This is a genomic window from Zoogloea oryzae (genome assembly GCF_030161255.1).
GTDB lineage: Bacteria > Pseudomonadota > Gammaproteobacteria > Burkholderiales > Rhodocyclaceae > Zoogloea > Zoogloea oryzae.
Genome location: NZ_BSPX01000012.1, coordinates 33,690 through 52,505, shown reverse-complemented (window position 1 = coordinate 52,505; position 18,816 = coordinate 33,690). Strand labels below are relative to the sequence as shown.

The 18,816-nt window shown below is 65.0% G+C and carries 23 protein-coding genes; 15 read left to right on the top strand and 8 right to left on the bottom strand.

Annotated features, from left to right (window positions below):
- The first annotated feature begins 223 nt into the window (after positions 1 to 223).
- Both QQK25_RS06185 and QQK25_RS06180 read left to right on the top strand, forming a co-directional pair.
- Positions 224 to 538, top strand: a complete 315-nt coding sequence (locus QQK25_RS06185) for a c-type cytochrome (protein WP_284187143.1) — start codon at positions 224 to 226, stop codon at positions 536 to 538.
- Positions 539 to 552: 14 nt separating this feature from the next.
- Complete coding sequence (locus QQK25_RS06180) at positions 553 to 1,833, top strand: NAD(P)/FAD-dependent oxidoreductase (RefSeq protein ID WP_284187142.1); 1,281 nt, start codon at positions 553 to 555, stop codon at positions 1,831 to 1,833.
- 77 nt (positions 1,834 to 1,910) lie between these two features.
- Here QQK25_RS06180 and QQK25_RS06175 read toward each other — a convergent pair whose 3' ends face one another.
- Positions 1,911 to 3,032, bottom strand: a complete 1,122-nt coding sequence (locus QQK25_RS06175) for a rhodanese-like domain-containing protein (RefSeq protein ID WP_284187141.1) — start codon at positions 3,030 to 3,032, stop codon at positions 1,911 to 1,913.
- Between the two features lie 189 nt (positions 3,033 to 3,221).
- Positions 3,222 to 3,821 (bottom strand): c-type cytochrome, encoded by a 600-nt coding sequence (locus QQK25_RS06170; protein ID WP_284187140.1) that lies wholly within the window; start codon positions 3,819 to 3,821, stop codon positions 3,222 to 3,224.
- A gap of 166 nt (positions 3,822 to 3,987) precedes the next feature.
- Here QQK25_RS06170 and QQK25_RS06165 point away from each other — a divergent pair, with 166 nt between their 5' ends.
- Positions 3,988 to 4,533 carry a class I SAM-dependent methyltransferase gene (locus QQK25_RS06165; protein ID WP_284187139.1) on the top strand — a complete coding sequence of 182 codons (546 nt, stop codon included), beginning with the start codon at positions 3,988 to 3,990 and terminating at the stop codon, positions 4,531 to 4,533.
- 15 nt (positions 4,534 to 4,548) lie between these two features.
- Here the strand turns inward: QQK25_RS06165 and QQK25_RS06160 are convergent, their stop codons facing one another.
- Both QQK25_RS06160 and QQK25_RS06155 read right to left on the bottom strand, forming a co-directional pair.
- Positions 4,549 to 5,163, bottom strand: coding sequence for an arylesterase (locus QQK25_RS06160; RefSeq protein WP_284187138.1), 615 nt, complete (start codon positions 5,161 to 5,163; stop codon positions 4,549 to 4,551).
- Complete coding sequence (locus tag QQK25_RS06155) at positions 5,163 to 5,969, bottom strand: inositol monophosphatase family protein (protein ID WP_153159551.1); 807 nt, start codon at positions 5,967 to 5,969, stop codon at positions 5,163 to 5,165. The genes QQK25_RS06160 and QQK25_RS06155 overlap by 1 nt, the downstream gene beginning before the upstream one ends.
- 79 nt (positions 5,970 to 6,048) lie before the next feature.
- On the opposite strand from QQK25_RS06155, the gene QQK25_RS06150 reads away from it, so the two are divergent.
- The 12 genes from QQK25_RS06150 (at position 6,049) to QQK25_RS06095 (ending at position 14,828) form a co-directional block, all read left to right on the top strand.
- Positions 6,049 to 6,771, top strand: coding sequence for an RNA methyltransferase (locus QQK25_RS06150; protein WP_284187137.1), 723 nt, complete (start codon positions 6,049 to 6,051; stop codon positions 6,769 to 6,771).
- Between the two features lie 94 nt (positions 6,772 to 6,865).
- A complete protein-coding gene (gene cysE, locus QQK25_RS06145) occupies positions 6,866 to 7,630 on the top strand; it encodes a serine O-acetyltransferase (protein WP_153159549.1) in 765 nt (254 codons plus the stop codon).
- Between the two features lie 102 nt (positions 7,631 to 7,732).
- Positions 7,733 to 8,215 (top strand): Fe-S cluster assembly transcriptional regulator IscR, encoded by a 483-nt coding sequence (gene iscR / locus QQK25_RS06140; RefSeq protein WP_284187136.1) that lies wholly within the window; start codon positions 7,733 to 7,735, stop codon positions 8,213 to 8,215.
- Positions 8,216 to 8,232: 17 nt separating this feature from the next.
- Positions 8,233 to 9,381: a cysteine desulfurase family protein gene (locus tag QQK25_RS06135; protein WP_284187135.1), complete on the top strand. Its 1,149-nt coding sequence runs from the start codon at positions 8,233 to 8,235 to the stop codon at positions 9,379 to 9,381.
- A gap of 44 nt (positions 9,382 to 9,425) precedes the next feature.
- Positions 9,426 to 10,637, top strand: coding sequence for an IscS subfamily cysteine desulfurase (locus tag QQK25_RS06130; RefSeq protein ID WP_284187168.1), 1,212 nt, complete (start codon positions 9,426 to 9,428; stop codon positions 10,635 to 10,637).
- A gap of 13 nt (positions 10,638 to 10,650) precedes the next feature.
- The gene (gene iscU, locus QQK25_RS06125) at positions 10,651 to 11,034 is read left to right on the top strand and encodes a Fe-S cluster assembly scaffold IscU (RefSeq protein ID WP_153159545.1); all 384 of its coding nucleotides are present in this window, start codon (positions 10,651 to 10,653) and stop codon (positions 11,032 to 11,034) included.
- Positions 11,035 to 11,048: 14 nt separating this feature from the next.
- Complete coding sequence (gene iscA / locus QQK25_RS06120) at positions 11,049 to 11,372, top strand: iron-sulfur cluster assembly protein IscA (RefSeq protein ID WP_153159544.1); 324 nt, start codon at positions 11,049 to 11,051, stop codon at positions 11,370 to 11,372.
- A 16-nt stretch (positions 11,373 to 11,388) separates the two neighbouring features.
- Complete coding sequence (gene hscB, locus QQK25_RS06115; protein ID WP_284187134.1) at positions 11,389 to 11,919, top strand: Fe-S protein assembly co-chaperone HscB; 531 nt, start codon at positions 11,389 to 11,391, stop codon at positions 11,917 to 11,919.
- Complete coding sequence (hscA, locus tag QQK25_RS06110) at positions 11,919 to 13,787, top strand: Fe-S protein assembly chaperone HscA (RefSeq protein ID WP_284187133.1); 1,869 nt, start codon at positions 11,919 to 11,921, stop codon at positions 13,785 to 13,787. The genes hscB and hscA overlap by 1 nt, the downstream gene beginning before the upstream one ends.
- Positions 13,788 to 13,795: 8 nt before the next feature.
- A complete protein-coding gene (gene fdx / locus QQK25_RS06105) occupies positions 13,796 to 14,137 on the top strand; it encodes an ISC system 2Fe-2S type ferredoxin (protein ID WP_153159541.1) in 342 nt (113 codons plus the stop codon).
- A complete protein-coding gene (iscX, locus tag QQK25_RS06100; RefSeq protein WP_284187132.1) occupies positions 14,137 to 14,331 on the top strand; it encodes a Fe-S cluster assembly protein IscX in 195 nt (64 codons plus the stop codon). Before fdx ends, iscX begins: the two co-directional genes overlap by 1 nt.
- A 17-nt stretch (positions 14,332 to 14,348) precedes the next feature.
- The gene (locus QQK25_RS06095; protein ID WP_284187131.1) at positions 14,349 to 14,828 is read left to right on the top strand and encodes a glutathione peroxidase; all 480 of its coding nucleotides are present in this window, start codon (positions 14,349 to 14,351) and stop codon (positions 14,826 to 14,828) included.
- 9 nt (positions 14,829 to 14,837) lie between these two features.
- Here the strand turns inward: QQK25_RS06095 and QQK25_RS06090 are convergent, their stop codons facing one another.
- The 4 genes from QQK25_RS06090 to QQK25_RS06075 form a co-directional block, all read right to left on the bottom strand.
- Positions 14,838 to 15,287, bottom strand: a complete 450-nt coding sequence (locus QQK25_RS06090; protein WP_153159538.1) for a response regulator — start codon at positions 15,285 to 15,287, stop codon at positions 14,838 to 14,840.
- Positions 15,288 to 15,424: 137 nt separating this feature from the next.
- On the bottom strand, positions 15,425 to 16,369 hold the full coding sequence (gene prmB / locus QQK25_RS06085) for a 50S ribosomal protein L3 N(5)-glutamine methyltransferase (protein WP_284187130.1): 945 nt from the start codon (positions 16,367 to 16,369) through the stop codon (positions 15,425 to 15,427).
- On the bottom strand, positions 16,366 to 17,508 hold the full coding sequence (gene dapE / locus QQK25_RS06080) for a succinyl-diaminopimelate desuccinylase (RefSeq protein WP_284187129.1): 1,143 nt from the start codon (positions 17,506 to 17,508) through the stop codon (positions 16,366 to 16,368). The genes prmB and dapE overlap by 4 nt, the downstream gene beginning before the upstream one ends.
- An 89-nt stretch (positions 17,509 to 17,597) precedes the next feature.
- Positions 17,598 to 18,767, bottom strand: a complete 1,170-nt coding sequence (locus QQK25_RS06075) for a PilT/PilU family type 4a pilus ATPase (RefSeq protein ID WP_284187128.1) — start codon at positions 18,765 to 18,767, stop codon at positions 17,598 to 17,600.
- Positions 18,768 to 18,816 lie beyond the last annotated feature (49 nt).

Below are 18,816 nucleotides of genomic sequence, written 5' to 3'. Positions count from 1 at the left end.
CGCCATTAAGTTTTTTTCTCCCTTGATCTCAAACAATTTATAACCATAAACTAATATAGTCAATTGCTAATATTGTTGCAGTGCAGAAGCGCGCACGGCGATACAAGCTTTGACGAAAGGCCGCACCACGACGGTCATGGCAGCTTGCCGATGCAGGCTGTCACGGAGAACAATAAGCTGGCTCAACTGCTCGCCGCGCCCGCGGCTTCAAGGAGGAGAAGTGATGAAACTGCTTCGATGGACTTCGGCCCTGTGCCTGGTCGGCGCGGTCGGTGCGGCCCAGGCCGCCGGCCAGCCCGACCCGAACCTGGCCCGCAATCTGGCCGCCACCTGCGCCAACTGCCACGGCACCAACGGCCGTGCGGTGGCTGGCGCCGGCAATGACGCGCTGGCCGGCGTCGACAAGGACAAACTCATGCAGAAGCTGCGTGACTTCCGGTCCGGCGCCAAGCCCGCGACGATCATGCACCAGATCTCGAAGGGCTATACCGAAGCCCAGCTCGAGCTGATCGCGGCGTACTTCGCCGCCCAGAAATGAGGGGGCCCGGAACCATGCAGAATCGACGCGATTTCCTGAAGACGGCCGCCCTTGCTGGCGGCGCGCTGGCCTTGCCGATGCTGGGCGGCTGCGCCCTGGGCGGAAGCCGGCCCCGCGGCCACGTGGTGGTGGTGGGCGGCGGTTACGGCGGCGCCACGGTGGCCAAATACCTGCGCATGTGGAGCGAGCGGGGCGTGGATGTGACCCTCGTCGAGCGTAACCCGCAGTTCATCTCGTGCCCGATCTCCAACCTGGTGATCGGTGGCGACAAGACGATGGCCGACATCACGATGAGCTATGACGGCCTGCGCAGCACCTGGGGCGTGAAGGTGCTGCAGGACAGCGTCACCGCCATCGACGCCGCCGGCCGCAAGGTGACGCTGGCCTCGGGCGGCGTGCTGAGCTACGACCGGCTGGTGATGTCGCCGGGGGTGGATTTCATGTTCGACCAGGTGCCGGGCCTCGAGACCGAGGCGGCCCAGGCGCAGGTGCTCCACGCCTGGAAGGCGGGCGCCCAGACGGTGGCCCTGCGCAAGCAGCTCGAGGACATGCCGGACGGCGGCGTGTATGCGCTGTCGATCCCCAAGGCGCCGTACCGTTGCCCGCCCGGGCCCTACGAGCGGGCCTGCCTGGTGGCCAACTACCTCAAGCAGAAGAAGCCGAAATCCAAGGTGCTGGTGCTCGACGCCAACGAGGAGATCACCTCCAAGAAGGGGCTGTTCACCAAGGCCTTCGAGAAGTACGCGGGCATCCTCGAATACCGCCCGAACAGCGAGCTGCGCGAGGTTGATGCAGCCAACCGCACCGCGATCCTCGAGTTCGACAAGGTGAAGGCCGACGTGCTCAACGTGGTGCCGCCCCAGCGTGCCGGCGACATCGCCGCCAAGTCGGGCGTCAAGCTCATCAACGGCCGCTGGGTGGACATCAACTGGCAGACTTTCGAGTCGGTGAACACCCCGGGCGTGCATGTGATCGGCGACGCGATCTTCCCGGCGCCGACCATGCCCAAGTCTGGCCACATGGCCAACCAGCACGCCAAGGTGACGGCCGCGGCGATCCTCAACCTGCTGTCTGGCGAGGCGCCCAACCCGGCGCCCGTGGTGATGAACACCTGCTACAGCTTCGTGGATTCGAAGAACGTGATCCACGTGACCTCGGTGCATCAGTACGACGCCGAGAAGAAGACGGTGCTGCCGGTGCCGGGCTCCGGCGGTGTGTCGGCGGCGGCCAACGAGATCGAGGGCAAGGCCGCGATGGCCTGGGCCCGCAACATCTGGGCCGACATGCTGGTGTAAGCCTCACCCGTACTCACGACGAAAAATCCGGCCACCTGATCCAGGTGGCCGGATTTTTTTCGCCGGGTCGCTGACGATCACTCCGTGATGGTGTAACCGCCGTCGGCGGTCCATTTGATCTCGGCGTCGATGAAGTAGGTTTGCAGCTGGGGCCGCAACTGCTTGGCCAGATCGTGGGCGTCGCCGCTGCGCCCGCCGGCACCGCAGAAGAAGACGATGGGTTTGTCGGACGGCAGTTCGGCAATCCGGCTTTCGAGGGTCTTGATCGGGAAGTTGATGGCGCCCTTGAAGCTGCCTTTGGCGAACTCCGCCGGATCACGCACGTCGATCAGGTGGATGGTGTCGGGTGCCTGACGGTATATCCGCTCGAAGGACGCAACGGTGATCGTGCTGGTGTCACGCCCGACCTGGATCGCGGGCCTGGCGGGCGTCTCGGACGTCGGGCCCGGGCCGTACAGGCGAACCCACTCGGGGTAGCCTTCGGGCACCACCTTGACTCGCGTGTAGCCCAGCTTCACCGCTCGTGCGGCCGAGTCTGAACTCAACGTGCAGGCGAGGCCTTCGCAGTAGAAGTACAGGGGGCTGGTCTTGTCGGTGGGCAGTCGGTCGATGAGTTTGTCGAACTGCAGATCCGGGATGCTGATTGCGCCGGGGATGTGCCCCTTGTCGTACTTGCGCTCCTTGGGGCGAGAGTCGATGAGCGTCATGGGCGCGCCTTCGTCCTGGAGCTTCTTGATGAAGGGGACGGAGACGGCACCGATGTGGCCCTGCTTGATCCAGTCGGGGTAGCCCGCGGCGTACACGTGAATCCGGGTGTAGCCGAGCTTCTCGGCCTTGAAGGCGGAGTTGTGACTGAGCAGGCATTCGAAGCCGTCGCAGTAAAAGATCAGCAGGGTTTGTTTGTCGGCCGGGAGCTTGTCAATGAGTTTCTCGAACTGGCTGTCCGGAATGTTGACGGCGGTCGGGATGTGCCCCGGATCGTACTTGCGCGCGGTGGGGCGTGAATCGACGATCAGGACGCCATCCGGTTTTGGGAGGACGGCATAGCCGGCGACGAAGCCGGCATCCACGAGCTGGTGATACCAGCCTTCCCTGGATGCCGTTGCAACGGGTGTTTCGGTCGCGTGTGCGGGGAGGGCAGAGATAAGACCAAGGGTTGCGATGGCGGCAGCAAGTGCAAGCGTTCGGTGGAGCTTCATGGACGTCTCCAATCGTGAACTTCGGGCGCCGGGCTTGAAATGGCCCCCGACTGGCCTGGGTGCAGATACCCGATTGATTTTCGCGCGAATACGTGGGGGTGATCGGACTAATCGGCAGCGTTCTGATCAAGGTCAAACGCTGCCGTGGTGGCAGGCTCCCCACGTGGCGGGCCGGCCACCGTTTGGCATCTATTCCAGCGTCGAGATGAAGCTGGAGACGGCCTTCACTTCGAGTTCGGTGAGCTTGGAGGCGATCGAGTGCATCACCGCGTTGTCGTTGTTGCGCTCGCGGGTGTTGAACTGCTTGAGCTGGTTCTCGATGTACAGCGCCTGCTGGCCGGCGAGGCGCGGCAGTTGCGGCGTGCCGTAACCCTTGGGGCCATGGCACGACACGCAGGCGGCCACGCCCGAATACTGGTTGCCCTTGGTGAAGATGTAGCGGCCCACGCCGGAGAGGTCCGGGTCGGCGCTCTGGCTGTGGGTGGCCGGCTTCTTCTGGAAGAACTCGCCCAGCGCCTTCATCTCTTCCGGGGTCAGGTCGGCGGCCATGCCGGCCATGGTCTCGCTCTTGCGCTTGCCGCTCTTGAAGTCGGCGAGCTGGCGGGCGATGTAGTCGGCGTGCTGGCTGGCGAGGCGCGGGTAGAGCGCCGAAGCGGCTTCGCCTTCCATGCCGTGGCAGATGAAGCAGCGCCCGCCGACGATCTCTTCGGCACGTTTCAGGTCGGCTGCCAGCGCACCGCCGGCGGCAAGCAGAAGCCCCAGCCCGGCGGCGATGAATCTCCCTTTCATGTGTGTCTCCTCGTTCTGGTTTTAGGTCGGGGAAAGACTATCAGAATCTGGTGATTTACTAAATTACCCGTGACTGGCTGGCGGCAACGCACGGGAACTGCCGGACGCGGCGCCCATCTGACAGAATGAACGCCAATCCAATACTGATCCGGGAGCCCGATTGCCGATGCGCCATGCTGCCTCTCTGACCCCGTCGCCGTGGGTCACCCGTTTTGCTTCACTGATCACCTCCGGCGGCGAAGTGCTCGACTTTGCCTGCGGGAGCGGTCGTCACGCGCGCTGGCTGGCGGGTCGGGGGTTTCGGGTCGAGGCGGTGGATCGGGACGCCGTGGCGCTCGAGCTGCTGGCCGGAGTGCCGCACCTCACCACCCGCGAGGCCGACATCGAGGAAGCGCCGTGGCCTTACGCCGGGCGCCACTTCGACGCGATCATCGTCACCAATTATCTCTTCCGCCCTCGGCTGCCCTTGCTGCTGACGGCCCTCAATCATGGCGGGGTGCTGATCTACGAGACCTTCATGGTGGGCAACGAGCGTTTCGGCAAGCCGAGCAATCCGGATTTCCTGCTGCGCAGTCACGAGCTGTTCGAGCGGGTGGCCGACACCTGCACGGTGCTGGCTTACGAGCAGGGCGAAGTGGCCGAGCCTAAGCCGGCGGTGATCCAGCGCATCTGCGCGGTGAAGGGGCACAACCCGTCGCTGCGTCTGCCCTGAGCGGGCGGCGCGAATCTAGCGCAGCAGCGGCTTGAGTTCGCGCCAGATGGTGTCGAGGATCTTCGGCTGCGCCTCGGCGGTGGGGTGGATGCCGTCCTGTTGGAAGTGATCCGGCTTGTCGGCGAAGCCGGCCATCATGAAAGGCACGAGCCGGACCTTGTTGGTCCGGGCGAGATCCTGATACGTCCTGGCGAACCGCGCGGTGTAGTCGGGGCCGTAGTTGGGCGGCATCTGCATGCCCACCAGCAGCACCCGTGCGCCGGCTTGGCGGCTGGCGTCGATCATTGCCTGCAGGTTGGCGTTCATGGCCGGGATGGGCAGACCGCGCAGGCCGTCGTTGGCGCCCAGTTCGATCACCACCACCGAAGGCCGGTGGGCCTGCAGTGCGGCCGGCAGCCGGCTGCGCCCGCCGGCGGTGGTTTCGCCGCTGATGCTGGCGTTTACAACCTTGAGGGGCAGTTTCGATTCATGCAGACGCAACTCGAGCAGCGCCGGCCAGGCTTCGGTGGGACGCAGGCCGTAGCCTGCCGACAGGCTGTCGCCCCACACCAGCACCGTGCCGGCAAAGGCGGGCGCTGCCATCAGCAGCAGGCTCGCCAGCAGGGTGCGGAGGAGGGCGACGGCGCGCATCAGGCGGAGATCTTGTCGGCGCAGTGGCCCTGGATGATCTGCATGAGCGGGGGGAACACCTTTGGGGTGCCGGCCACGATGTTGCCGGTGGTGAGGTAGTCGGATTCACCGGCCAGATCGCTCACCAGACCGCCTGCCTCGCTGATCAGCAGGCTGCCGGCAGCCATGTCCCACGGCGACAGGCCGAATTCCCAGAAGGCGTCGAGACGGCCGGCGGCCACGTAGGCCAGATCCAGCGACGCGGCGCCCGGACGGCGCAGGCCGGCGGTCTTCTGGGTGAGTTCCTTGAAGATGGCGAGGTAGGTATCGACGTTGCCGAACTGGCGATACGGGAATCCGGTGCCGACCAGGGCTTCCTGCAGGCGCAGGCGCTTGGAGACGCGGATGCGGCGGTCGTTCAGGAAGGCGCCAGCGCCCTTGGAGGCGGTGAACATCTCGTTGCGGTTCGGATCATAGACGACCGCCTGCTCGACCACGCCGCGGCGGGCCAGGGCGATGGAGATCGCGTACTGCGGGAAACCGTGGATGAAGTTGGTGGTGCCGTCGAGGGGGTCGATGATCCACTGGTACTCGGTCTCGGCCTCCGGGCCGGTCTCGCCGGACTCTTCTGCTAAAATGGCGTGGGTCGGATAAGCATCGCGCAGCACCTGGATGATGGCTTCTTCGGCTGCCCGGTCGACTTCGGTGACGAAGTCGTTGGGCGACTTGGATTCGACCCGCAGGAGTTCGACGTCGTTCGAAGCCCGGTTGATGACGGCGGCGGCACGGCGTGCGGCCTTGATGGCGATGTTCAGAGTGGGATGCATGGGTGTCTGGCAAGGTTGGCCGGCCCGGGCAGGATTGCCCCCACCGGTCGACACTAATTCGGAAACCCCACATTTTAATATGAACCACGATGGCGCGCTTGAGCGCGTGCGAGTCGTACTTTCCCGTACCAGTCATCCGGGCAATATCGGAGCCGCGGCCAGGGCCATGAAAACCATGGGTCTGTCGCAGCTGGTGCTCGTCTCACCCCATTCTTTCCCCGATCCGGTGGCCACCGCCCGTGCGGCGGGCGCCGACGACATCCTCGCCAACGCGCGGGTCGTCGGCAGCCTCGCCGAGGCGCTGGAGGGCACGGTGTTCGCTGCGGCGCTCACCGCGCGCCGACGCGAGCTCGCGGTGCCCATGAAGTGGGCGCGGGACGCCGCCGGCGACATCGTCTCGCGCACCAGCTTCGGTGACGTGGCGCTGGTCTTCGGTAACGAGACGGTCGGGCTCTCGAACGAAGACGTGTCCCTGTGCCACATGCCGGTGAAGATCCCGGTGAGCGCCGAATACTCGTCGCTCAACCTGGGGGCGGCGGTGCAGGTGCTGTGCTACGAGCTGCGGATGGCGGCGCTCGATCCGGGCGAGCCGCCGAATCTCGAATCCGAGCTGGCGACCTTCGAGCAGGTGGAGGGCTTCTTCAGCCACCTCGACCGGGCGATCACCGCCAGCGGTTTCTTCCATCCGAGCAACTCCAAGCGCCTGTGGCCGCGCCTGCGCCGGCTGTTCGGGCGGATCCAGCTCGAGAAGGACGAAATCAACATTCTGCGTGGAATGCTGACCGCCTTTGAAAAAAAGTAGACTAAAATAGTCGGAAATAAAAATCTCCCGCCCGGTTCCATCCCGGGCCGGCGGGGGCGGAAAACAGCGCGATTCGTTTCGGGAGTTCCCTTTCATGTTCAGTCGTCTGCGTGAGGACATCGCCAATGTGCTTGAGCGAGATCCGGCCGCACGCTCCAGGTGGGAAGTGCTCACCTGCTATCCCGGGATGCACGCCCTGTGGCTGCATCGTTTTGCCCATCTTGCGTGGACCAACGGTTTTCGCTGGGTCGGGCGTTTCAGCAGCCATGTGGGGCGGATGCTCACCGGCATCGAGATCCACCCCGGCGCGACCATCGGCCGGCGGGTGTTCATCGACCACGGCATGGGCGTGGTGATCGGCGAGACTGCCGAGATCGGCGACGACTGCACCATCTATCAGGGTGTGACCCTCGGCGGCACGTCCCTCTACCGTGGCACCAAGCGTCATCCCACGCTGGGGCGCGGCGTCGTGATCGGCGCCGGCGCCAAGGTGCTGGGTGGCTTCGAGGTGGGCGACGGGGCCAAGGTGGGTTCCAACGCGGTGGTGGTCAAGCCGGTGCCGGCAGGGGCGACCGCGGTCGGCAATCCGGCCCGTGTCATCGAGGCCGGCAAGGACGACGCCGCCCGGGCCCGCGAGGCCAAGGCCGAGCAGATGGGCTTCACCGCCTACGGCGTCACCCGCGATCTGGACGACCCGGTTTCCAAGGCGCTGCACGGCCTGCTCGACCACGCCGTCGAGACCGACCGGCGCATCCGCGTGCTGCTCGACAAGCTCGCCGAAGCGGGGATTTCGGTGGAAGAAGCCGCCAAGTCCGAAGACGCCTTCGACCCGCAAGGGCTCGGCAAGATGGTGGATTGAGCGGCCTGTGTTGCTGGCGTGAAAATAGTTGATCGTTTTTGTCGGGTTTGGTATTCTTGACTGAAACGTTCAACTATTAATTGCCCGCCCCCAGGAGCCACCATGAGACTCACCACCAAAGGTCGTTTTGCCGTCACGGCAATGATTGATCTGGCGCTGCGTTGTGCCGAGGGCCCCGTGACGCTGGCGGGCATCGCCGATCGCCAGAAGATCTCCCTTTCCTACCTCGAGCAGCTGTTTGGCAAGCTCCGTCGTTTCGAGCTGGTCAGCAGCGTCCGCGGCCCCGGCGGCGGCTACGCACTGGCCCGGGACATGGCGTCGATCACCGTTGCCGACATCATCGCGGCAGTGGATGAGCCGCTGGATGCCACCTCCTGCGGCGGCAAGGAAAACTGCAAGGACGAGCACCGCTGCATGACCCACGAGCTGTGGACCAACCTCAACCGTCGCATGTATGAATACCTGCACTCGGTGACGCTGGCCAACCTCGTCGAGCAGCAGCGCGCCAAGGCGGCACAGGTGTCGGTGCTTCACGACGAGCGCTCGGGTGCGTCCGCCAAGGGCGTCATCCAGGCAACGGCCTGATTTCACAGGAGCGATCGGTGTTTGCGCCGGTTTATCTCGATCACAATGCCACCACGCCCCTCGATCCGGCGGTGCGTGAGGCCATGCTGCCGTGGTTCGGCGAGCGCTTCGGCAACGCGTCGAGCCGCCACGAATACGGCCGCGCGGCGCGCAAGGCGATCGACGAGGCGCGGGCCCAGGTGGCCGCGGCCGTGGGTGCGCATCCCACCGAGGTGTTGTTCACCAGCGGCGGCTCCGAGGCTAACAATCTGTTCATCAAGGGCGCTGCGGCGCTGATGAAGCCGGGCCGCATTGCGGTGAGTGCCATCGAGCACCCCTGCGTGCGCGAGCCCGCCCGGCAGCTGGTGCGCCAGGGCTGGCAGTTTGACGAGATCGCGGTGGATGGGGCAGGGCGGATCGACCCGGCGGCTTTCGAGGCGTGTCTCGCCGGCAAGCCGAAGCTGGTGTCGGTGATGCTTGCCAACAACGAAACCGGCGTAATCCAGGATGTCGCCGCGCACGCCAAGGCAGTGCGCGCTGCCGGTGGCTGGATGCACTGCGACGCGGTGCAGGCGCTGGGCAAGGTGAAGGTGGATTTTCGCGCCCTGGGCGTGCAGGGCCTGACGCTGTCGGCCCACAAGATTTACGGCCCGCTGGGCGCCGGGGCGCTGGTGATCGACAAACGTGTCGAACTCGCGCCGCTGGTGGCCGGCGGTGGCCAGGAGCGCAACCTGCGTTCCGGCACCGAAAACGTGATGGCCATCGTCGGCTTCGGCAAGGCCTGCGAGCTGGCCGCGGCGGCGGTCGAAACCCGCGCCGTGCAGATGGCGGTGCTCCAGCAGCGGCTCGAAGCCGGGCTTGCCAGCATGGGCGCGCAGATTTTCTCGGCAGACGCCCAGCGCCTGCCCAACACCACGTTCTTCGCGATCGGCGGTGTGGATGGCGAGACTCTGGTCGGAAAGCTCGACCGGGCCGGATTTGCGGTGGCCAGCGGCTCGGCCTGCTCCAGCGCCAATCCCGAGCCGTCCCACACGCTGATGGCGATGGGCGTCGAGGCGGGCCTGGCCCGCTCGGCGGTGCGCGTGAGCTTTGGCGCCGGCAGCACCGGGCGCGACGTGGATGACTTTTTGACGGCCCTGGGCGAGATGCTCGCCGGCCTCCGAACGCTTGCCGCGATGGCGGTCTAAGTTTCTGAACGGTTTAAAATTTTTGCTGTACGGAGAAGATGAAGATGCTCAAGTTTCCGATCTACCTCGATTACTCGGCGACCACGCCGGTGGATCCCCGCGTCGCGGAGAAGATGATCCCCTACCTCACCGAGCTGTTCGGCAACCCGGCATCCCGCAGCCACGCCTTCGGCTGGACCGCCGAGAAGGCCGTTGAAGAGGCCCGTGAGGAAGTCGCGGCGCTGGTGGGTGCCGACTCGAAGGAAATCATCTGGACCTCCGGCGCCACCGAATCCAACAACCTGGCGATCAAGGGTGCAGCCCATTTCTATTCCGGCAAGGGCAAGCACATCATCACCCTCAAGACCGAACACAAGGCCGTGCTCGACACCGTGCGCGAGCTTGAGCGCGTCGGCTTCGAGGCCACCTACCTCGACGTGAAGGAAGACGGCCTGATCGACCTGGACGTGCTGAAGGCAGCGATCCGCCCGGACACCGTCCTGGTGTCGGTGATGTTCGTGAATAACGAAGTCGGGGTGATCCAGCCCATCGCCGAGATCGGCGAGATCTGCCGCGAGAAGGGCATCATCTTCCACGTGGATGCGGCCCAGGCCACCGGCAAGGTCGAGATCGACCTCTCCAAGCTGAAGGTTGATCTGATGTCCTTCTCGGCCCACAAAACCTACGGCCCGAAGGGCATCGGCGCGCTTTACGTGCGTCGCAAGCCGCGCGTGCGCCTCGAAGCCCAGATGCACGGCGGCGGCCACGAGCGTGGCTTGCGCTCCGGCACCCTGGCCACCCACCAGATCGTCGGCATGGGTGAGGCCTTCCGCCTGGCCCGCCTCGAGATGGCCGAAGAGAACAAGCGCGTCGGCGCCCTGCGTGACCGCCTGCTGAAGGGCCTCAGCCAGATCGAGGAAACCTTCGTCAATGGCGACATGGTCCATCGCGTGCCCCACAACCTGAACATCAGCTTCGCCTACGTGGAAGGCGAATCCCTGATCATGGCGATCAAGGACATCGCCGTGTCGAGCGGTTCGGCCTGCACCTCGGCGAGCCTCGAGCCCTCGTACGTGCTGCGCGCCCTGGGCCGCAACGACGAGCTCGCCCACAGTTCCATCCGTTTCACCATCGGCCGCTTCACGACGGACGAGGAAATCGACTATACAATCGACTTGCTGCAGCGCAAGGTCGGCAAGCTCCGCGAACTGTCGCCCCTGTGGGACATGTTCAAGGAAGGCATCGACCTTGACACCGTGCAGTGGGCAGCGCACTGACAGGAGAGCAAAAATGGCATACAGCGAAAAGGTTCTGGACCACTACGAGAATCCCCGTAACGTCGGTGCTTTCGGCAAGGAAGACGACGGCGTGGGCACCGGCATGGTCGGCGCCCCGGCGTGTGGCGACGTGATGAAGCTGCAGATCAAGGTCGGCAAGGACGGCATCATCGAAGATGCCAAGTTCAAGACCTACGGCTGCGGCTCGGCGATCGCTTCCAGCTCCCTCGTCACCGAGTGGGTCAAGGGCAAGACCCTCGACCAGGCGCTGGAGATCAAGAACACCGCCATTGCCGAAGAGCTGGCCCTGCCGCCGGTGAAGATCCACTGCTCGATCCTGGCCGAAGACGCCATCAAGGCGGCGGTCGAGGATTACAAGAAGAAGCACAACGGCTGACAAGGAGTTCGATCATGGCAGTAACCCTGTCCGACAAGGCAGCAACCCACATCGGCAACTTCATCGCCAAGCGCGGCAAGGGTGTCGGCATCCGCCTCGGCGTGCGCACGTCGGGCTGTTCCGGCATGGCGTACAAGCTCGAGTTTGCCGATGAGGTGCTGCCCGAGGACATCGTCTTCGAAAGCCACGGTCTCAAGGTGCTGATCGACCCGAAGAGCCTGCCCTACATGGACGGCACCGAACTCGACTTCGTGCGCGAGGGCCTCAACGAAGGCTTCAAGTTCAACAACCCGAACGTGAAGGATCAGTGCGGCTGCGGCGAAAGCTTCACCGTCTGAGGCGCGAACGTCCACGATGCTCGATCTCAAGCAGGATTACTTTGCGCTCTTCGGCCTGACGCCGGCCTTCCGCATTGACGAGGAGCGGCTGGAGCAGGCCTACCTGGATCTGCAGGGCAGGGTCCATCCCGACCGTTTCGCCCACCTGTCCGACGCCGAGAAGCGTCAGTCGATGCAGTGGGCGACCCACGTCAACGAAGCCTTCCGCACCCTCAAGGGCCCGCTCACCCGCGGGCATTACCTGCTTGAGCTGCGCGGTGTCGATCCTGCGTTCGACACCAACACCGCCATGTCCGCCGAGTTCCTGATGGAACAGATGGAATGGCGCGAGGCCCTCGGCGAGGCCCGCGATGCCGCCGACGAGGACGTGCTCGACGAACTCTCCCGCCGCGTCCGCCACAACAGCAAGGCGCTGGTGGAAGAGCTCGCCCGGCAGCTCGACGACACCATCGATCTCGAGGCCGCCGCCGATACCATCCGGCGCATGAAATTCCTCGAAAAGCTGCAACATGAAATCAATGACGCCTTGACGGCGCTGGAATCCTGATGGCTCTGCTGCAAATCTCCGAACCGGGCCTGTCCACCCTGCCGCACCAGCACCGGCTGGCGGTGGGGATCGATCTGGGTACGACCAACTCCCTGGTGGCCACCGTGCGCAACGGCATCCCCCAGTGCCTGCAGGACGAAGACGGCAAGATGCTGCTGCCGTCCATCGTGCATTACCTGCCCGACGGCCAGATCGTCGTCGGCCGCAAGGCGATGGCCACCCAGGCGGTCGATCCGCGCAACACCATCGTGTCGGTCAAGCGCTTCATGGGCCGTGGCCTGAAAGACGTCGCCCACGTCGAGACCATGCCCTACGACTTCGTCGACACCGAAGGCATGGTCCGCCTGCGCACCATCCAGGGCGTGAAGAGCCCGGTGGAAGTCTCCGCCGAGATTCTCAAGGATCTGCGCATCCGCGCCGAACGCAGCCTGGGCGGAGAGCTCACCGGCGCGGTCATCACCGTGCCCGCCTACTTCGACGACGCTCAGCGTCAGGCCACCAAGGATGCGGCCCGGCTGGCCGGGCTCAATGTGCTGCGCTTGCTCAACGAGCCCACCGCCGCGGCCATCGCCTATGGTCTCGAGAACGCCTCGGAAGGCGTCTATGCGGTGTACGACCTGGGTGGCGGCACCTTCGACATCTCCATCCTGCGGCTCTCCCGCGGGGTGTTCGAGGTGGTGGCCACCAGCGGCGATGCGGCCCTGGGCGGCGACGACTTCGACCATCGCCTGTTCTGCTGGATGCTCGACAACGCCGGCATCTCGCTGCCGTCCGACCGGGACTCCCGGCGCATGCTGATGAAGGCCCGCGAGGTGAAGGAACGCCTGACCCTCGACGAATCCGTGCCGATCTGCATGACCCTCGACAGCGGTGACGAGGTGGACCTCGTCATTTCCCGCGACGTGTTCGTGGACATCACCCGGCCACTGGTGGACAAGACCATTCGTCCGCTCAAGAAAGCCCTGCGCGACGCCGGCCTCGACCCCTCCGACGTGAAGGGTGTGGTGATGGTGGGCGGCGCCACGCGCATGCCCCACGTTCAGAAAGCCGTCGGCGACTTCTTTGGCCAGACGCCCCTCACCAACCTCGATCCCGACACCGTCGTCGCCGTGGGCGCCGCGATGCAGGCCAACGTGCTGGCCGGCAACCGGGCTGGCGAGGACGAATGGCTGCTCCTCGACGTGATTCCCCTGTCCCTCGGCATCGAGACGATGGGCGGGCTGGTCGAGAAGATCATCCCCCGCAATTCCACTATTCCCACGGCTCGCGCCCAGGATTTCACCACCTTCAAGGATGGCCAGACGGCCATGGCCTTCCACGTGGTGCAGGGCGAGCGCGAGCTGGTTTCCGACTGCCGCTCGCTGGCCCGTTTCGAGTTGCGTGGCATTCCGCCGATGGTGGCGGGCGCCGCGCGCATCCGCGTGACCTTCCAGGTCGATGCCGACGGCCTGCTGTCGGTCACCGCCCGGGAGCAGGCCACCGGCGTCGAGGCGCGGGTCGAGGTGAAGCCGTCCTACGGCCTTGCCGACGACGAGATCGCCGAGATGCTGAAGGCTGGTTTCGAGCACGCCCAGCGCGACATGGAACTGCGCGGCCTGAAGGAACAGCAGGTCGAGGCGGCCCGCGTCGTCGAAGCCACCGACAAGGCCCTGGCCATCGATGGCGGACTGCTCAACGCTGCCGAACGGGCGTCGCTGGATGTGGCCATCGCCGCGCTGCGCACCGCAGCCGAAGGGCAGGACGTGCGGGCGATCAAGATCCAGCTGGAAGCCTTCAACCGTGCCTCCAACGAGTTCGCATCGCGCCGGATGGACAAGAGCATCCGCGAGGCCCTGGCCGGCCACAAGATCGACGACATCAAGATTTAAGACCGAACATGACGACCCTGATTGTGCTCCCCCACGTGGAGTTGTGCCCCGAAGGCGCGGTACTCGAGGCCGAACCCGGCCAGACGATCTGCGACACGCTGCTCGCCAACGACATCGAGATCGAGCACGCCTGCGAGAAATCCTGTGCGTGCACCACCTGCCACGTGATCGTGCGGGAAGGCTTCAACAGCCTCGAGCCGGCGGAAGAGCTGGAAGAGGATCTCCTCGACAAAGCCTGGGGCCTTGAGCCCAACTCGCGCCTGTCGTGTCAGGCGGTGGTCGGCACCACGCCGCTGACCGTCGAGATTCCCAAGTACTCGATCAACATGGCCCGGGAGGGCAAGCACTGATGAAGTGGACTGACGTTCAGGAAATCGGCATCCAGCTATCCGAAGCGCATCCCGATGTGAACCCTGAAAAGGTCAACTTTGTTGACCTGATGCGCTGGGTGATGGCGCTGCCCGAGTTCAACGACGACCCCAAGCACTGCGGCGAACGGGTGCTTGAGGCGATCCAGCAGGCCTGGATCGACGAAGTGGCCTGAAGAAGCTGACGCGCGCCATGCCGGGCATCCACGATTTCGAGGTTGGCCGTCTTGGTGGCGGCGTGATCCGTTTTGCGGATTTCGCCGGCAAGGCGCTGCTGGTGGTGAATACCGCCAGCCGTTGTGGCTTCACGCCCCAGTACAAGGGCCTGGAGCAGTTGCACCGACAGCTCGGGCCCCGCGGGCTGGTGGTGGTGGGTTTTCCGTGCAATCAGTTCGGCGCGCAGGAGCCGGGTACGGAAGACGAGATCGCCGCGTTCTGCGAACGCAACTACGGCGTGGATTTCCTGCTCACCGAGAAGGTGAATGTGAATGGCCCGGACGCCCATCCGGTGTTCGCGTATCTCACCGCGGCCCTGCCGGGTGTGCTCGGCAGTCGCGCCATCAAATGGAACTTCACGAAATTCCTGGTGGACCGCAGCGGGGCGCCGGTACGTCGCTACGCCCCGACGACGACGCCAGAAGCCCTGGCGGCGGACATCGAGGCCTTGCTCTAGCGACGAGCCTCAGCGGGCGGTCGGGTCGGACGGTTCGTTGAGGGACAACCAGTAAAGCCCGAGCTGGCCGACAGCCTGTAGAAAACGTTCGAAATCCACCGGCTTGCGGATGTAGCTGTTGGCACCCAGCCGGTAGGCCTCAAAAATATCCTGGTGTTCCTTCGAGGTGGTCAGGACGACCACCGGGAGGAGGGCGGTGCGCTCGTCGGCACGGATGCGCCGGAGCACTTCGAGTCCGTCGATACGCGGCAGCTTCAGATCAAGGAGCACGAAAGCCGGCATGACCAGGCTATCGCGGGAACTGTACTGACCGGTGCAGAAAAGGTAGTCCAGCGCCTCGACGCCGTCCCTCGCCACGACGACCTGGTTGGCAATCTTGTTCTTGCTGAATGCGCGGAGCGTAAGTGCCTCATCGTCGGGATTGTCCTCGACGAGAAGGATGGGGCGATCGGTCGCCATGGCTACTCCTTGACCTTATTTATCGTTTTTGCCAGATTTTTTGTATGAGAGGGAAAGACGCTTTTCCCTCTCAGGCAAGATGATAAGTACGGCAGGCAGGCGACCGGGTTGACCTAATTCTCAAAAAGCGCTTGGTTTTACAACAATTGACCGGCTTGGAGGATAAATACCTTATCGTCGCCGCCGGGGGACGACAACCACGTAGGTGCGAGGGCCGGGAAGGCTTCGTCGACGATGTGCCGGTTGTGCCCCACTTCGATCGCCAGCAGGCCTTCCGGCTGCAGGAAACGGGGTGCGTCGGCGAGCAGCTTGCGCACCAGGTCGAGGCCATCTTCTCCTGAGCCGAGGGCGATGCCGGGCTCGTGGAGGTATTCGGCCGGCAGCGATTCCATCGATTCTCGGGTGACGTAGGGCGGGTTGCTGAGGATGAAGTCGAAGCGCTGCTCGGGCACCGACGCAAAGCCGTCGGACTTCACCAGCGTGACGCGATCTTCCAGGCCGTAAGCAGCGATGTTGGCGGCGGCCACGTCGAGGGCGTCCTGGGAGATGTCCACGGCCGTGATGTGGGCGTTGGGGAAGGCGTGGGCCATCAGGATGGCCAGGCAGCCGGAGCCTGTGCACATGTCCATCGCTGCGGTGACTTCTTCCGCGTCCTGGATCCACGGCGCAAAGCCGTTTTCGAGCAGTTCGGCAAAGTACGAGCGGGGAATGATGACTCGCGGGTCCACTTCAAAGCGGAAATCCCCCAGCCACGCCTCGCCGGTGATGTAGGCGGCGGGGAGCTTGTCCACTGCGCGCTTCTCGATGACTTCGAAGATGGCTTCCCGCTCGTCGCCGGGGATGCAGGCGTCGAGGAAGGGCTCGAGGCGATCCAGCGGCAGCGCGAGGGTGTGCAGGACGAGGTAGACGGCTTCGTCGTAGGCATCCGGCAGGCCGTGGCCGAAATAGCAGCCGGCCCGGTTGAAGCGGGTGACGGCATAGCGCAGCCAGTCGCGAACGGTGACGAGCTCGGCCAGGGGGCCGTGCTCGTGTTCGTGGTCGTGCTCGTCGTCTTCGTGATGGTCGTCGTGGTGGTCGTTCATGCCTTGTCCGATGCGGTGAGCAGGTTTTCGAGGGTGCGGCGGTAGATGTCCGACAGGGGCTGGATGGCATCCAGCGCGACGCATTCGTTGAGCTTGTGGATGGTGGCGTTCACCGGGCCGAATTCGACGACCTGCGGGCAGATATCGGCGATGAAGCGGCCGTCGGAGGTGCCGCCGGTGGTGGAGAGCTCGGGGCTGATCGCCACGGTGTCGCGGATGGCGGCTTCCATCGCGCCCACGAGGTTGCCGCGGGGCGTGAGGAAGGGCTTGCCGCCGAGGGTCCAGGCGAGGTCGTAATCAAGGCCGTGACGGTCGAGGATCGCGTGCACGCGGGCCTTGAGATCGTCGGCGGTGTGCACCGTGGCGAAGCGGAAGTTGAAGAGGACTTCCAGCGTGCCCGGGATGACGTTGGTGGCGCCGGTGCCGGCCTTGATGTTGGACATCTGCCAGGAGGTGGGCGGGAAGTATTCGTTGCCTTCGTCCCAGGTCTCGGCGGCGAGCTCGGCCAGCGCCGGCGCGGCGAGGTGGATGGGGTTTTTGGCCAGGTGCGGGTAGGCGATGTGGCCCTGCACGCCCTTGACCGTGAGCTTGCCCGACAGGCTGCCGCGGCGGCCGTTCTTGATGGTGTCGCCGAGGGTGGTGGTGGAGGTGGGCTCGCCGACGATGCAGAAGTCGAGGGCCTCGCCACGGGCCCGCAGGGTCTCGACGACCAGCGTGGTGCCGTGGGTGGCGTCGCCTTCTTCGTCCGAGGTGAGCAGCAGGGCGATGGAGCCGGCGTGGTCCGGGTGGGCGGCGACGAAGGCTTCGATGCCGGTGACGAAGGCCGCGAGGGACGCTTTCATGTCGGCGGCGCCGCGGCCGAACAGCAGGCCGTCACGCTCGGTGGGCTCGAAGGGGTGGGACGTCCAGGCTTCCAGCGGGCCGGTGGGGACGACGTCGGTGTGGCCGGCGAACACCACCAGCGGACGGGCGGTGCCGCGACGGGCCCACAGGTTGCTGACGCCGCCGCCGTCGATGCGTTCGCACACGAAACCGAGGGGCGCCAGGCGGCTGGCGATGAGGTCGAGGCAGCCGGCGTCTTCGGGCGTGACCGACGGGCGCGCGATGAGGCTGCGGGTGAGTTCGAGCGTGGGGTTCATGCGTTGTCTTGTATTTGGTTGGGGCAGGCGATGCGCCCGCCGTCGCCCTGGGCTGGGCGGATGGACGGCGGGGTGGGTGGTGCGCTGGCTCAGTCGTCGTCGAGTTCGAGGGTGAACTCGCGGAAGGACGAGCCGTCCGGCTGGGTGCTTTCGAAGTCGATGGCCGACTGGTTGCGGCTGGCCTTCTCGTTGGTGTTGCCAAACTGGGCGTTGTTGATGAGCCAGGACAGGTTGGTCGGCGAATCGGAATTGGTGAGGGCTTCCTCGAGGGTGATGACCTTTTCCTTGTAGAGCCGGAACAGATCCTGCTCGAAGGTGCGAGAGCCCTGGGCGAGGCTTTGTTCCATGGCCTCGCGGATCGCGGAGATCTCGCTGCGCTCGATGAGCTCGGCCACCTGACGGGAGTTGAGCAGGATCTCGACGGCCGGAATCCGCCCTCCGTCGGGTTTCTTGACGAGGCGCTGGGAGGCGATGCACTTGAGCGTCGCGGCGAGGTCGAGAGCCAGCAGCGCGCGGCCGTCCATCGGGAAGAAGCTGAAGATGCGGTTGAGGGCGTGGTAGGCGTTGTTGGCGTGCAGCGTGGCGAGGCACAGGTGGCCGGTCTGGGAATACGACAGGGCGGCCTGCATCGTCTCGCGGTCACGGATCTCGCCGATCAGGATGCAGTCGGGCGCCTGGCGCATGGCGTTCTTGAGGGCCTGCTGCCAGTCGTTGGTGTCCTGGCCGATCTCGCGTTGGTTCACGATCGACATCTTGTGCTTGAACAGATATTCGATCGGGTCTTCGATGGTCAGGATGTGGCCGGAGCGGTTCTCGTTCCGGTGGTCGATCATCGAGGCGATGGTGGTGGACTTGCCCGAGCCGGTGGCGCCGACGACCAGGATGAGGCCGCGCTTCTCCATGATGATGTCGGCCAGCACCGGCGGCAGGCCGAGGCTTTCGAGGCGCGGGATGTCGCCCGAGATGTAGCGGACGACGATGGCGACGCTGTTGCGCTGCCAGAAGATATTGACGCGGAAGTTGCCCATGTCGCGCCGGCCGAAGGAGAGGTTCATCTCCCGGGTGCGTTCGAAGCGCTCGACCTGCTCGGGCGACATCATCTCGTAGGCCATGCGGTGGACCATTGTCGGGTCCATGGCCTGCTGGTTGATGGGCAGGGTGTTTCCGTCGATCTTGATGTGGATCGGCGTGCCGACGGTAATGAAGATGTCCGAGGCTTTCTTCTCGGCCATCAGGGCGAACAGCTTGTCGATGATCATCAGTCAGCTCCGGCGGCAGGCTGGGCCGCCTCAGGGTTACCCGGGGGTG

What these genes read in the sequence shown, in the direction of transcription:
- prmB (WP_284187130.1), bottom strand. Translation starts at nt 16,369, where the DNA reads ATGAACGACCACCACGACGACCATCACGAAGACGACGAGCACGACCAC.
- QQK25_RS06165 (WP_284187139.1), top strand. Translation starts at nt 3,988, where the DNA reads ATGCGCCATGCTGCCTCTCTGACCCCGTCGCCGTGGGTCACCCGTTTT.
- QQK25_RS06155 (WP_153159551.1), bottom strand. Translation starts at nt 5,969, where the DNA reads ATGCATCCCACTCTGAACATCGCCATCAAGGCCGCACGCCGTGCCGCC.
- QQK25_RS06160 (WP_284187138.1), bottom strand. Translation starts at nt 5,163, where the DNA reads ATGCGCGCCGTCGCCCTCCTCCGCACCCTGCTGGCGAGCCTGCTGCTG.
- QQK25_RS06185 (WP_284187143.1), top strand. Translation starts at nt 224, where the DNA reads ATGAAACTGCTTCGATGGACTTCGGCCCTGTGCCTGGTCGGCGCGGTC.
- QQK25_RS06090 (WP_153159538.1), bottom strand. Translation starts at nt 15,287, where the DNA reads ATGGCGACCGATCGCCCCATCCTTCTCGTCGAGGACAATCCCGACGAT.
- QQK25_RS06175 (WP_284187141.1), bottom strand. Translation starts at nt 3,032, where the DNA reads ATGAAGCTCCACCGAACGCTTGCACTTGCTGCCGCCATCGCAACCCTT.
- iscA (WP_153159544.1), top strand. Translation starts at nt 11,049, where the DNA reads ATGGCAGTAACCCTGTCCGACAAGGCAGCAACCCACATCGGCAACTTC.
- hscA (WP_284187133.1), top strand. Translation starts at nt 11,919, where the DNA reads ATGGCTCTGCTGCAAATCTCCGAACCGGGCCTGTCCACCCTGCCGCAC.
- QQK25_RS06170 (WP_284187140.1), bottom strand. Translation starts at nt 3,821, where the DNA reads ATGAAAGGGAGATTCATCGCCGCCGGGCTGGGGCTTCTGCTTGCCGCC.
- QQK25_RS06095 (WP_284187131.1), top strand. Translation starts at nt 14,349, where the DNA reads ATGCCGGGCATCCACGATTTCGAGGTTGGCCGTCTTGGTGGCGGCGTG.
- QQK25_RS06075 (WP_284187128.1), bottom strand. Translation starts at nt 18,767, where the DNA reads ATGATCATCGACAAGCTGTTCGCCCTGATGGCCGAGAAGAAAGCCTCG.
- hscB (WP_284187134.1), top strand. Translation starts at nt 11,389, where the DNA reads ATGCTCGATCTCAAGCAGGATTACTTTGCGCTCTTCGGCCTGACGCCG.
- iscU (WP_153159545.1), top strand. Translation starts at nt 10,651, where the DNA reads ATGGCATACAGCGAAAAGGTTCTGGACCACTACGAGAATCCCCGTAAC.
- dapE (WP_284187129.1), bottom strand. Translation starts at nt 17,508, where the DNA reads ATGAACCCCACGCTCGAACTCACCCGCAGCCTCATCGCGCGCCCGTCG.
- iscX (WP_284187132.1), top strand. Translation starts at nt 14,137, where the DNA reads ATGAAGTGGACTGACGTTCAGGAAATCGGCATCCAGCTATCCGAAGCG.
- cysE (WP_153159549.1), top strand. Translation starts at nt 6,866, where the DNA reads ATGTTCAGTCGTCTGCGTGAGGACATCGCCAATGTGCTTGAGCGAGAT.
- QQK25_RS06180 (WP_284187142.1), top strand. Translation starts at nt 553, where the DNA reads ATGCAGAATCGACGCGATTTCCTGAAGACGGCCGCCCTTGCTGGCGGC.
- QQK25_RS06130 (WP_284187168.1), top strand. Translation starts at nt 9,426, where the DNA reads ATGCTCAAGTTTCCGATCTACCTCGATTACTCGGCGACCACGCCGGTG.
- iscR (WP_284187136.1), top strand. Translation starts at nt 7,733, where the DNA reads ATGAGACTCACCACCAAAGGTCGTTTTGCCGTCACGGCAATGATTGAT.
- fdx (WP_153159541.1), top strand. Translation starts at nt 13,796, where the DNA reads ATGACGACCCTGATTGTGCTCCCCCACGTGGAGTTGTGCCCCGAAGGC.
- QQK25_RS06150 (WP_284187137.1), top strand. Translation starts at nt 6,049, where the DNA reads ATGAACCACGATGGCGCGCTTGAGCGCGTGCGAGTCGTACTTTCCCGT.